We start from the raw sequence: 12,466 nt of genomic DNA, 5'->3' as shown, positions 1-12,466 counted from the left end.
CCTACTTGCGCCCCTTGCGCGACTTCACCCGCAAGTGCGCCGGCAGTTTGCTCTTGCGCCATGTGGCAGGGTTGCCGCAGTCGCAGGTGACCAGATCGAGCGGGTTGCACACGTCGCACACGTCGACGTGGCACTCGCCGCGCTGCCGGCGCAGCAGCGTGTCGGCGTAGGCGGCACGCTGGTGTACCTCGCCGCAACCGGCCGCCGGCGGCGCAGCAAGCCAATGCCCTTCCCCGCGCATAACGCCCAATGACACGCCTGCCATAGGCCGAGCAGCTTGCGCCGCCGGTGAGCGCCCGCGTGGCACAGGCAAACCCCTTGTAGGGCGATACAAAACGGCGATACAGCCAGATTGCCGCCGACAGTACATGCTTCATCAGTTCTCCCGGATACGTCCTATATCATACCGTCGAGCCACCGGCCGCCGACTGGCGCTATCATCGCCATTCACCATGGGATGCCTGCGATGACACTCTCCGACCTGAATACCTGTTCCCTGCCCGCCTTCGTGGACGCGCTGCGCGGCATTTACGAACACTCGCCGTGGATTCCCGAGCGCGCCGCGGCGCAGCGGCCGTTCGCCACCGTCACGGCCTTGAAACAGGCCTTGCAGGCGGCGGTGACGCAGGCGTCGACGGACGAGCAGCTCGGCCTGATCCGCGCCCACCCTGAGCTGGCCGGCAAGGCGGCCGTCGCGGGCGAGCTGACGGCCGAATCGACGGGCGAGCAGGCCGCCTCGGGCCTGAACCTGTGCAGCCCCGAGGAGTTCGCGACGCTGCACCGCCTGAACGCAGACTACAACGCGAAATTCGGCTTCCCGTTCATCCTGGCCGTCAAGGGGCCGACGGGCAAGGGCCTGAGCCGCCAGGCGGTCATCGCCACGTTCGCGCGGCGGTTGAAGAACGGCCGCGATGCCGAACTCGCCGAGAGCCTGCGGCAGATCCACCGGATCGCCGAAATCCGCCTGAACGACCTGCTGGCTGTGCGGCTGGCCTACGGCCCGCGCATCATGGACTGGGCCGAAACGCTGGCGCAGTTCAGCGACGATGCCGATGGCCTGACCTGCGCCTACCTGACCGCCGCGCACCGCCAGACGGCCGCGCAACTGGCCGACTGGATGCGCGCGGCCGGCATGGACGTGACGATCGATGCGGTCGGCAATGTCGTGGGACGTTACCTGTCCAATGCGCCGGACGCGAAGACGCTGATCACGGGGTCGCACTACGACACGGTGCGCAACGGCGGCAAGTACGACGGCCGCCTGGGCATCCTGCTGCCGCTGGCGCTCGTGCACGAGCTGCACGCGCGTGGCGAAAAGCTGCCGTACCACGTGGAGGTCATCGGCTTCGCGGAGGAAGAAGGCGTGCGCTTTCGCAGTACGTTCCTGGGCAGTAATGCCATCACGGGCCGCTTCGACATGGCACTGCTGGACGCCACGGACGCGGACGGCGTCACGATGCGCGCGGCGCTGGCGGCTGCGGGCCACGATCCGGCCGCCATTCCCGCCGTCGCGCGCCATGCCGGCGACGTGCTGGCCTTTGTCGAAGTGCACATCGAGCAGGGCCCGGTGCTGCTGGAGCGCGGCTTGCCGCTGGGCGTCGTCACGGCGATTGCGGGCAGCTCGCGTTATCTCGTCGACCTGACGGGCCTTGCCAGCCATGCCGGCACGACGCCGATGACGATGCGCCAGGACGCCGCCGCGGCGGCGGCCGAAATCGTGCTGCTGGTGGAAGAACGGTGCAGTCGCTTCCCCGCCCTGGTCGGCACCGTCGGCCAGCTGCAGGTGCCGAACGGCTCCGTCAACGTGATCCCCGGCGCGTGCCGCCTGTCGCTCGACATCCGGGCGGCCGACGATGCCGTGCGCATGGCGGCAGTGGACGACATCCTGCGCGGCATCGAAGCGATCTGTGCACGGCGCCGCATCGACTTCGCCGCCGAAAGAATCGTCGAGGCTTGCGCCGCGCCGTGCGCGCCGTGGCTGATGGACCGGCTGGGCGATGCGATCGAGCGCCAGGGCCTGCGGCGCTTCGACCTGCTGTCCGGCGCCGGCCACGATGCGATGGCGATGGCGGCGCTGACCGACATGGCCATGCTGTTTGCCCGCTGCGGCAATGGCGGCATCAGCCACAATCCGCTGGAGACGATGACGGCGGACGATGCCGACCTGGCGGCTTGCGTACTGCTGGACTTCCTGCGCGGGCTACCACCGCGATAACGCGTCAGCCGTTCGCCACGACAAGGTGCACGCCAAGCAGCAGCAGTACCAGCAGCAGGCAGCGGCGAAACGTCTCCGGCTTCAGCCGCCGGCGCAGGCGCTGCCCCAGCAGCATGCCGGCCACCGCAGGCAGTTGGGCCAGGAACGACACGCCGGCGGCCGCAGGCTGCCAGGCGTCGTGCGCCGCCAGCACGACGGCCAGCGCCAGGGTCGAGACGACAAACGACAGCCCCATCGCCTGCACCAGCTCCTCCTTGTCCAGCCGCAGCGCCTGCAGATAAGGCACCGCTGGCAGGACGAATACGCCGGTGGCGGCCGTCAGCACCCCCGTCGCGCCACCGACCACAGGCGCCAGCCAGTGCGGGCTGTCGTCCGCCAGCCGCCACTCCCATGAGCTCAGGCCCAGCAAGCCATACAGCACCAGCGCCAGCCCCAGCACCATGCCGCCGCCCTGAGTCTGCAGCATCACGGCGCCGCCCACCAACGTACCGAGACAGATGCCCGCCATCATGCCGCGCAGGCGCTGCCACAACGGATACAGCGGCGGGCCCGACAGCATCTGCCAACCGTTCGTCAGCAACGAAGGCATGACAAGCAGCGCGGCGGCTTCCATCGGCGCCATGACAAGGCTCAGCAGCGCTACGGCGACGGTGGGCAGGCCCATGCCGGTCGTGCCTTTCACCAGGCCGGCCAGCAGAAAGACCACGGCGATGTAAATAATGTGCGTTCCGGTGTAGGTGTCCATGGCCGCAGTGTGCCAGCCGCTTGCGGTGCCGCAAATGTGGAATATACTTTCGCAGCCTTCGCTCCAGACGAAGGCTGGAGAAAGCATGCGATTCGACCTGACCGACCTGAAACTGTTCCTGCGCGTGATCGACAGCGGCAGCATCACCGCCGGCGCCGCCCATGCGCACCTTGCCCTGGCTTCGGCGAGCGCCCGCATCCGTGGCATGGAGGAGGCATTGGGCGTGCCGCTGCTGGTGCGTGGCCGGCGCGGCGTGGAGCCGACCGAAGCGGGCCGCACCCTGCTGCATCACGCGCGGCAGATCACGCAGCAGATGGAACGGATGCGCGCCGACCTGGGCGAATACGCCACGGGGCTCAAGGGACATATTCGCCTGCTGTCGAATACGTCGGCGCTGACGGAGTTCCTGCCCGACAAACTGGCGACGTTCATGGCGGAGCACCCGCACGTCAACGTCGACCTGGAGGAACGGCTCAGCACCGATATCGTCGAGGCGATGCGCGACCAGCTGGCGGACGTCGGCATCGTCACGGATGCCGTGGACAGCTCGGGGCTGGAGACGCGGCTGTTCAAGGAGGACCGCCTGGTGCTGGCCCTGGGACTGGCGCATCCGCTGGCGAAAGGGCTGCGGCGCAATGCCGTGCTGCCGTTTTCCGCCTGCGTGGAATATGACTTCATCGGCCTCGCGGGGGACAGCGCCCTGCAGCAGTATATCGGCGAACAGGGGTCTCGGCTCGGCCATCGGCTGCGCTACCGCGTGCGGCTGCGCAGCTTCGACGCGATCTGCCGCATGGTCGCCAGCGGCGCCGGGCTGGCGGTGCTGCCCGAGTCGGCGGTCGTGCGCTCGCGCGACGCGGCCAACCTGAAAGTGGTGAGGCTGGCCGATCCCTGGGCGCGGCGGCGGCTGTTGCTGTGCATGCGCAGCTATGCCGAGTTGCCGGGGTATGCGCGGGAGCTGGTGGATGTGCTGGCGGCGCCGGTTTGACTCCCGATCAAACCACGCGGGCGCACTCCAGCATCGCATGCAGCAGCACATTGCAGCCCGCCTCCAGGTGCTCCGGCTTTGCATCCTCGATCTCGTTGTGGCTGATGCCGTCCTTGCACGGCACGAAGATCATGCCCGACGGCGCCAGCCGGGCGGCGTAGATCGCATCGTGGCCCGCGCCCGAAACGACGTCCATTGTCGGATAGCCCAGCTTTGCGGTGGCGCTGCGCACGGCGCCGACGACGTCGGGATGGAACGGGCATGGCGGATAGTACGACACCCGTTCCAGTTCGATTTTCAGACCCGTCTCGGCGGCCGTCCTGTCGACAAACGCCACGATCTCCTCGTGCATCGTGTTCAGCAGCTGTTCGTTCACGTTGCGCAGGTCGATGCTGAACTTGACCTGCCCGGGGATGACGTTGCGGCTGTTGGGGAACACCTGCATCATGCCCACGGTGCCGCGGCCGTACGGCGGGTAACGGTTGGCGATGGCGACCACTTCCGGAATGATGCGCGCGGCGGCCTGCATCGCGTCCCTGCGCAGATGCATCGGCGTCGGTCCCGCGTGCGCTTCCATGCCCGTTACCGTGCAGTCGTACCACGACAACCCCATCACGGCGGGTACGACCCCGATCACCTTGTCCGCATCTTCCAGCACGGGGCCTTGCTCGATGTGCGTCTCGAAGTACGCGCCGATGGGATGATCGCCCGGCACCTGCTCGCCCTTGTAGCCGATGCGCTCCAGTTCCTCGCCGACAGTGCGGCCTTCGGTGTCCTTTGCCGCGTACGCGTGCTCCAGCGTGAACGCGCCACAGAAGACGCCGGAACCCATCATCACCGGCACGAACCGCGAGCCTTCTTCATTGGTCCAGAAGGCCACCTCGATCGGTGCCTCCGTCCGGATCCCATGGTCGTTCAGCGTGCGCACCACTTCCAGGCCCGCCAGCACGCCGTAATTGCCGTCGAACTTGCCGCCCGTTGGCTGCGTATCGATATGGCTGCCCGTCATTACCGGCGGCAGCGCGTGGTTGGTACCCTCGCGGCGCATGAAGACATTGCCGATGCGGTCGATCGTGATGCTCATGCCGGCCGCCTTGCCCCAGCCGACCACGAGGTCGCGGCCCTGCCGGTCCAGGTCCGTCAACGCCAGCCGCTTGACGCCGCCCTTCTCCGTCGCGCCGATTTGCGCCAGTTCCATCAGCGCATCCCACAGGCGTTTGCCATTGATTCGCAGATGCGTTATTGCGTCGCTCATATCGTTCATGGTGTTTTCCTTTCAGCGCGCCGAGACCGGCGCAAACGCGGGACGGTCGATATGACGGCCCGCCCCTTCCACGGCCATCAGTTCGCCCCGATGGAATACCAGCTTGCCGGCGGCGACCGTTGTGCTGGGAATGCCCTTGACCGTGCGCCCTTCGAATACGTTGAAACCGCCTTTCGCATGCTGCGTGGCCGCCGAGATGGTGCGCGTGCCTTCGGGGTCCCAGACCACGAGATCCGCATCCGCCCCGGGGGCGATCACGCCTTTGCGCGGGTAGATGTTGAAGATCTGCGCGGCGTTGGTGGAGGTGACGCGGACGAACTCCGAAGGCGTCAGCAGTCCCTTGTTGACGCCTTCGTCCCAGATCACGGCCATGCGTTCCTCGACGCCGCCGCAGCCGTTCGGAATTTTCGAGAAGTCGTCGCGTCCCGCCGCTTTCTGCTCGCCGCAGAAGGTGCAGTGATCCGTTGCCGTCGTGTGCAGATTACCGCCCTGCAGGCCCTGCCACAGCGCGCGCTGGTGCTCCTTGCCGCGAAACGGCGGACTCATCACGTGCGCCGCGGCGTAATCGAAGTCTGGGTGCTGGTAGACGCTGTCGTCGATCAGCAGGTGGCCGGCCAGCGCTTCGCCGTACACGCGCTGGCCCGTCGCGCGGGCACGCGTGATCGCATCGAGCGACTCCTTGCACGAGACGTGCACGATATACAGCGGTGTATGCAGCACATTGGCAATGGCAATCGCCCGGTTGGCGGCCTCCGCTTCCACGGCGGGAGGGCGCGACAGCGGATGCGATGACGGTCCCGTCAGCCCCTGCTTCAGCAAATCCTGCTGCAGCTGGTAGACCAGCTCCCCGTTCTCCGCGTGCACCGTCGGGATGGCGCCCAGCTCGAGCGCGCGGCGGAAGCTTTTGACGAGCGTCTCGTCGTCCGCCATGATCGCGTTCTTGTAGGCCATGAAGTGCTTGAAGCTGTTGACGCCGTGCTTGTGTACCAGCTCGCCCATCTCTTCGCGCACCAGGTCGGACCACCACGTGATCGCCACGTGGAACGAGTAGTCGCCGGCCGACTTCGCGGCCCAGCCACGCCACTGGTGATAGGCCTCGAGCAGGGACTGCTGCGGCGCGGGGATGACGAAGTCGATGATCGTCGTCGTACCGCCGGCCAGGCCAGCTGCCGTGCCGGTATAGAAATCGTCCGCCGTCACCGTTCCCATGAACGGCAGGTTCATGTGCGTGTGCGGATCGATCCCGCCCGGCAGCACATACTGGCCGGTCGCGTCGATCGCCTGCGCGCCCGCAGGCGCTTCCAGGTGCTCGCCCACGGCGACGATCCTGTCGCCGTCGCACAGCACGTCGGCATGGAAGGCGCGGTCCGCGTTGACCACGGTACCGCCGCGAATGATGATAGTCATGGCATCTCTCGTTTCATAATCAGGATTGAGCTGCCGGCGCGAGCGCCGGAACCGCTTTGCCGCGCATCATGGCGCCATACACCACCGCCGAAATGGCGATGCCGACGAACCATGCATACGTGTAGATCGTCTTGAACGCGTCACCCACGTGCGGAAACGAGTGCGGGAACGCCGCGTTGAGGAAGCCTGGAATATTCGGCAGCACGCCCAGCACGAAGGCAACCATCGCCGCCGCGTTCCAGCCGCTGCCGTATGAATAGATACCGTCGTCGCGGTACAGCTGGGACACGTCGAGCTCCGTTCTGCGCACCGCGTAGTAGTCGACGATCAGCACGCCGGCGATGGGACCCAGCAGCGCGGAATAGCCGATCAGCCACGTGAAGATATAGCCTTCCGTCGTCTCCAGCAGCTTCCACGGCATCATCGCCAGCGCGATGGCGGCCGTGATGTAGCCGCCGGTGCGGTACGAGATCAGCTTCGGTGCCAGCGCCGAGAAGTCGTACGCCGGGCCGACAAGATTGGCCGCCAGGTTGACGCTGACCGTGTCGATCAGCAGGATCAGCAGCGCCACCAGCACCGCCACACCCGTCATGCGGCTGGCCAGGTCGACCGGGTCCCAGATGGCCTTGCCGTACAGGACGATGGTGGCCGATGTGACGATGACGGCCAGCGCTGCCAACAAGCCCATGGGAACCGGCAGGCCGACGGACTGGCCCACCAGCTGGTCCTTCTGCGACTTCGCGAAGCGGGTGAAGTCGGGGATGTTCAGCGCCAGCGTGGCCCAGAACCCGACCATGGCGGTTAGCGACGGCCAGAACGTCGCCCAGAACTGGCCGGCCTTGCTGCCGCCCGGGACAAACGCCGAGGGCTTGTCCAGCAAAGGACCGAAGCCGCCGGCCTTGTCGTACACCCACCACAGCAGCACGAAGCAGATCAGGATCTTCAATGGCGCCGTATAGGTCTCCAGTTTGCGGATGGCATCCATGCCGTGCACGATGTACCAGAACTGGATGGCCCAGAAGGCGAGAAAGCACAGCAGCTGGGCCAGATTGATGCCGAGGCCGGGCAGCCTGTCGCCACCGATCGGTGCGCCCATCAGGACGCCCAGCAGCGTGTAGATCATCTGTCCGCCGAACCACGTCTGGATGCCGTACCAGCCGCAGGCGACAATGGCCCGCATCAGCGCTGGCAGCCGGGCGCCCGCGGTGCCGAACGACGCCCGCGCCAGCACCGCATACGGGATGCCGTACTTCGTGCCCGCATGCCCGATGGCCAGCATGGGCAGCAGCACGATGGCGTTGGCCAGGAACACCGTCAGCACGGCCTGGTAGGCCGACATGCCACCTTCGATCAGGCTGGCCGACAACGTGTAGGCCGGGATGCACATGACCATGCCCACCCACAGCGCCGCGAAGTGGTACCAGCGCCAGGTGCGCTGGGCCGCGGTGGTCGGGGCGAGGTCTTCGTTCCAGAGGTTCTGGTTCAAGCGTTTCTCCGGTTGGGTTTGTGATGAACGTCGGGGACGGTCCGGCATGCGTCAGTGGTTAAAGTCGGGGACAGTCCCCATGCGGGGACAGTCCTCAGGCTCAGGCGGCGGTAGGCACTTTTTCCGCACGCGGATTGCGCGGGTCCTGCGTCCAGTTCATGTACGGCAGGCCGGTTTGCTGCGGCACCATCGTGATGCAGCCCTGGACCGGGCACGTGATCTCGCACAGGTTGCAGCCGACGCATTCCTTGTCGATGACCTGGTAGGTGCGCGCGCCGCTGGCGGGATCGATCAGCCGGGCGACGGCCTGGTGCGACGTGTCCTCGCAGGCGACGTGGCACTTGCCGCAGCCGATGCAGGCCGACTGGTCGATCCGGGCAATCACCTTGTAGTTCATGTCCAGGTATTTCCAGTCCGTCGTGTTGGGCACGGCCTTGCCGGCAAAATCGGCCAGCGTGCGGTAGCCCTTCGAGTCCATCCAGCGCGCCAGCCCGTCCTTCATCTCCTCGACGATGCGGAAGCCGTGCAGCATGGCGGCCGTGCAGACCTGCACGCAGCCGGCGCCCAGCGCGATGAATTCGGCCGCGTCGCGCCAGTTGTTGATGCCGCCGATGCCGGAAATGGGCAGGCCCTGCGTGGCAGGGTCACGGGCGATCTCGGCCACCATGTTCAGCGCGATCGGCTTGACCGCCGTACCGCAATAGCCGCCATGCGTGCTGGCTCCGCCCACCGTCGGCAGCGCCACCATGCGATCCAGGTCGATCGAGGTGATCGAGTTGATGGTGTTGATCAGCGAGACGGCGTCGGCACCGCCCGCCCTGGCGGCGCGCGCCGGCTGGCGGATGTCGGTAATGTTCGGCGTCAGCTTGACGATGACGGGCAGCCGGCTGTGCTTCTTGCACCAGCTGGTGACCAGCTGCACGTATTCCGGCACCTGGCCGACGGCCGCGCCCATGCCACGTTCCGGCATGCCGTGCGGGCAGCCGAAATTGAGCTCGATGCCGTCCGCCCCTGTCGCCTCGACCTTCGGCAGGATGTCGGCCCAGTAGTGCTCCTCGCACGGCAGCATCAGCGAGACGACGATGGCGCGATCCGGCCAGGCTTCCTTGACGGCCGTGATCTCGCGCAGATTGATCTCCAGCGAGCGGTCGGTGATCAGCTCGATGTTGTTGAAGCCGACCACCTCGCGGTTCTTGCCGTAGATGGCGGAATAGCGCGACGACACGTTGACGGCCGGCGGGTCCTCGCCCAGCGTCTTCCAGACCACGCCGCCCCACCCCGCCTCGAACGCGCGGATGACGTTATAGGCCTTGTCGGTTGGTGGCGCGGACGCCAGCCAGAACGGGTTCGGCGCCTTGATGCCGCAAAAATCGATGCTCAGGTCAGCCTTCATCACGCTACCTCCATATTCATCAGCAGATCGGCGTGGATGGCCAGCGCGGCCAGCTTGCCATGCTGGACGGCCTGCACCGTCAGGTCCTGGCCTGGCGCCACGCAATCGCCGCCCGCATAGATGCCCGGCAGCGCCGTGCGGAAATGGTTGTCCACCTCGATCTTGTCGCCGCTGCGCTTGAGCAGCGTGGCCAGCGGATCGGCCAGCGACGCTTCCGCCATGCTCTGCCCGATGGCCTTGAAGACGGCATCGGCGGCAATCTCGAACGTCTCGCCGGTGCCGACCAGCTGGCCGTCTTGCAGCGCCGTCTTCTCCAGCTTCAGGCCGCGCACGCGCCCCGCCCCGTCGATCAGCACTTCACGGGGCTGCGCCCACGTCACCATCCGCACCAGGTTGGCCTTGGCGATTTCCTGCTCGTGACGGGTGGCGCTCATCGCGTCGAAGCCGCGCCGGTACACCAGCGTGACCAGTTCCGCGCCGAGACGCCCGACCTGCACGGCCATGTCGACCGCCGTGTTGCCCGCGCCGATGACAATGGCCCGGCGCGGCACGGGCAGCGCCGCCAGGTCGTCGGTCTGGCGCAGCGCGGCGATGTAGTCCACCGCGGCCAGCAGGCCCGGTGCGTCCTCTCCCGTCAGTCCCAGCCGGCGGCTGGCGCCCAGGCCGATGCCCAGGAACACGGCATCGTATCGCGCGTGCAGGTCCTTCAGGTGCAGGTTCTCCCCCAGCTTTTGACCGTACCGGATCTCGATACCGCCGATCCCCAGCAGGAACTCCACTTCGCGTTGGGCGAAGCCGTCCGTCAGCTTGTATTTCGCGATGCCGTATTCGTTCAGGCCACCGGCCTTCGGCTGCGCTTCGAAGACGACGACGTCGTGCCCCAGCATCGCCAGCCGGTGCGCGCACGACAGTCCCGCCGGGCCCGCTCCCACGACGGCAATCGTTCTGCCGGTCGGCTGCGCCCGCGCGAACGGATGATCGACGAACGACATGTTGTCCGTCGCGTAGCGCTGCAGCAGCGCGATCCGGACAGGCCGCCCTTCCACGTCGTGATTGCGCACGCAGGCGTCCTCGCACAGGATCTCCGTCGGGCACACGCGCGCGCAGCTGCCGCCGAAGATGTTCTGCTTCAGGATGCCGGTGGCGGCGCCATCCACGTTACCGTCGTGGATATTGCGGATGAAGCTGGCCACGTCGATTTCAGATGGGCAGACGCGCGTGCATGGCGCGTCGTAGCAGTACAGGCAGCGGGCCGACTCGATGGCTGCCTGGCGCGCGCTCAGGGTGGTGCGAGGTCCGTGAAGTGCGTGGCCAGTTCGCCGTTGCTGGCGGTCGGATGAGGGATGTAGTTCAAAGCTTCTAGCATGGCTGGTCCTGTTTTGAGACATCACTGTGCTGGTTGAACGTTGGGGGCAGTCCCTGAGGGACAGTCCCCATGCGCATCGGCCGCGGACTTCGACGCGGGCTTACTTCATCTGTGGGAATGCAAATTCCGCGCCAGCGCTGGCTGTGTTAGGCCAGCGCTGCATCACGGCCTTATGCCGCGTGTAGAAGCGCACGCCCTCGGGGCCGTAGGCATGGTGGTCGCCGAACAGGCTGCGCTTCCAGCCGCCGAAGCTGTTGAAGGCCATTGGCACCGGCAGCGGCACGTTCACGCCCACCATCCCCACCTGGATCTGCCGCACGAATTCGCGCGCCACGCCGCCGTCGCGCGTGAAGATCGCCACGCCGTTGCCGTATTCGTTACGGTTGATCAGCTCCACGGCGCTGCCCACGTCCGGCAGGCGCACCACGCACAGCACGGGCCGAAGATCTCTTCCTTGTAGATCGACATCTCCGGCGTCACGTGATCGAACAGGGTGCCGCCGACGAAAAAGCCGTTGGGGCGGTCCGGCACGCGGCAATTGCGGCCATCGACCACCAGCGCCGCGCCCTGCTCGACGCCCTCGCCGATCAGTTTCTCGATGCGCTGCTTTGCGGCGCCCGTCACGACGGGCCCCATTTCGGCGTCCGGCGCCGTGCCGTCGCTGATTTTCAGTGCGGCCGTGCGCCCTTTCAGTGCGGCGACCAGGGTGTCGGCCGCCTCGCCCACCGCCGCTACGACGGAGATGGCCATGCAACGTTCGCCGGCGGAGCCGTATGCGGCGCCGACCAGCGCGTCGACGGTCATCTCCATGTCCGCATCGGGCATGACGACGGCGTGGTTCTTGGCACCGCCAAGTGCCTGTACGCGCTTGCCCATCGCGCTGCCTTTGGCGTAGATGTATTCCGCGATCGGCGTCGAGCCGACGAAGCTGATCGCCTGCACGGTCGGGTGCTCAAGCAGCGCATCGACGGTGACCTTGTCGCCCTGGACCACGTTGAACACGCCATCGGGCAAACCGGCTTCTTTCAGCAACCGCGCATGCAGCAGCGATGGCGAAGGGTCGCGCTCGGACGGCTTCAGGATGAAGGTATTGCCGCACGCGAGCGCCACCGGGAACATCCACATCGGTACCATGACGGGGAAGTTGAAGGGCGTGATGCCGGCCACGACACCGAGCGGCTGGCGCATCGACCACGCGTCGATGCCGCGCGCGATCTGGTCGGTGAATTCGCCCTTCAACAGGTGCGGAATGCCGACCGCGAATTCGACCACTTCGATGCCCCGTGCCACCTCGCCGCGTGCGTCGGCCAGCGTCTTGCCGTGTTCGCGCGTCAGCATCGCCGCGAAGTCTTCCGTGTGCTGCTGGCACAGCTGCAGGTATGTCGACAGGATGCGGGCGCGCGCCAGCGGCGGCGTGTTCGACCAGGCCGGGAATGCCGCCTCGGCGGCGCGCACGGCGGCATCGACTTCTTCAAAGGTCCCCAGCGCCACGCGCGCGACGGGCTCGCCCAGCGCCGGGTTGAAGACGTCGGCATAGCGGCCGCTGCGCGTGTCGACGGTGCTGCCGCCGATGTAATGGGTGATGGTGTCCATGGTCTCTTTCAG

The 12,466-nt window shown here is 66.8% G+C and carries 8 protein-coding genes and 2 pseudogenes; 2 read left to right on the top strand and 8 right to left on the bottom strand.

Annotated features, from left to right (window positions below; all coding sequences use genetic code 11):
* Position 1: 1 nt before the first annotated feature.
* Positions 2–250, bottom strand: a complete 249-nt coding sequence (locus E1742_RS21560) for a hypothetical protein (protein WP_134387179.1) — start codon at positions 248–250, stop codon at positions 2–4.
* A gap of 216 nt (positions 251–466) precedes the next feature.
* Between E1742_RS21560 and E1742_RS21555 the strand changes: the two genes are divergently transcribed.
* Entirely contained in the window at positions 467–2,215 is a 1,749-nt protein-coding gene (locus tag E1742_RS21555; RefSeq protein ID WP_229466174.1) for an allantoate amidohydrolase, read from the top strand.
* A gap of 4 nt (positions 2,216–2,219) precedes the next feature.
* Here E1742_RS21555 and E1742_RS21550 read toward each other — a convergent pair whose 3' ends face one another.
* The gene (locus E1742_RS21550; protein WP_134387177.1) at positions 2,220–2,960 is read right to left on the bottom strand and encodes a sulfite exporter TauE/SafE family protein; all 741 of its coding nucleotides are present in this window, start codon (positions 2,958–2,960) and stop codon (positions 2,220–2,222) included.
* Between the two features lie 85 nt (positions 2,961–3,045).
* Here E1742_RS21550 and E1742_RS21545 point away from each other — a divergent pair, with 85 nt between their 5' ends.
* Complete coding sequence (locus E1742_RS21545; protein WP_134387176.1) at positions 3,046–3,945, top strand: LysR substrate-binding domain-containing protein; 900 nt, start codon at positions 3,046–3,048, stop codon at positions 3,943–3,945.
* A gap of 7 nt (positions 3,946–3,952) precedes the next feature.
* On the opposite strand, the gene E1742_RS21540 is transcribed toward E1742_RS21545, so the two are convergent.
* The 6 genes and pseudogenes from E1742_RS21540 to E1742_RS21515 form a co-directional block, all read right to left on the bottom strand.
* Positions 3,953–5,209, bottom strand: coding sequence for a Zn-dependent hydrolase (locus tag E1742_RS21540; RefSeq protein WP_134387175.1), 1,257 nt, complete (start codon positions 5,207–5,209; stop codon positions 3,953–3,955).
* A 12-nt stretch (positions 5,210–5,221) separates the two neighbouring features.
* Positions 5,222–6,616, bottom strand: coding sequence for a dihydropyrimidinase (hydA, locus tag E1742_RS21535; protein WP_134387174.1), 1,395 nt, complete (start codon positions 6,614–6,616; stop codon positions 5,222–5,224).
* A gap of 19 nt (positions 6,617–6,635) precedes the next feature.
* Positions 6,636–8,102 carry an NCS1 family nucleobase:cation symporter-1 gene (locus E1742_RS21530; protein ID WP_229466172.1) on the bottom strand — a complete coding sequence of 489 codons (1,467 nt, stop codon included), beginning with the start codon at positions 8,100–8,102 and terminating at the stop codon, positions 6,636–6,638.
* A 100-nt stretch (positions 8,103–8,202) separates the two neighbouring features.
* The gene (preA, locus tag E1742_RS21525) at positions 8,203–9,495 is read right to left on the bottom strand and encodes an NAD-dependent dihydropyrimidine dehydrogenase subunit PreA (protein ID WP_134387172.1); all 1,293 of its coding nucleotides are present in this window, start codon (positions 9,493–9,495) and stop codon (positions 8,203–8,205) included.
* A pseudogene (locus tag E1742_RS21520) lies at positions 9,495–10,861 on the bottom strand (NAD(P)-dependent oxidoreductase). The gene preA and the pseudogene E1742_RS21520 overlap by 1 nt, the downstream one beginning before the upstream one ends.
* 100 nt (positions 10,862–10,961) lie before the next feature.
* Positions 10,962–12,454, bottom strand: a pseudogene (locus E1742_RS21515) (CoA-acylating methylmalonate-semialdehyde dehydrogenase).
* Positions 12,455–12,466 lie beyond the last annotated feature (12 nt).

The organism is Pseudoduganella plicata (genome assembly GCF_004421005.1).
GTDB lineage: Bacteria > Pseudomonadota > Gammaproteobacteria > Burkholderiales > Burkholderiaceae_D > Rugamonas > Rugamonas plicata.
The sequence above is the reverse complement of the archived record's forward strand: the minus strand, read 5'-3'. Positions and strand labels throughout refer to the sequence as shown.

Excerpts from the sequence above, each read along its gene's own strand:
- E1742_RS21555 (WP_229466174.1), top strand. The coding sequence starts at position 467 with ATGACACTCTCCGACCTGAATACCTGTTCCCTGCCCGCCTTCGTGGAC.
- E1742_RS21540 (WP_134387175.1), bottom strand. The coding sequence starts at position 5,209 with ATGAACGATATGAGCGACGCAATAACGCATCTGCGAATCAATGGCAAA.
- E1742_RS21545 (WP_134387176.1), top strand. The coding sequence starts at position 3,046 with ATGCGATTCGACCTGACCGACCTGAAACTGTTCCTGCGCGTGATCGAC.
- preA (WP_134387172.1), bottom strand. The coding sequence starts at position 9,495 with ATGAAGGCTGACCTGAGCATCGATTTTTGCGGCATCAAGGCGCCGAAC.
- E1742_RS21550 (WP_134387177.1), bottom strand. The coding sequence starts at position 2,960 with ATGGACACCTACACCGGAACGCACATTATTTACATCGCCGTGGTCTTT.
- hydA (WP_134387174.1), bottom strand. The coding sequence starts at position 6,616 with ATGACTATCATCATTCGCGGCGGTACCGTGGTCAACGCGGACCGCGCC.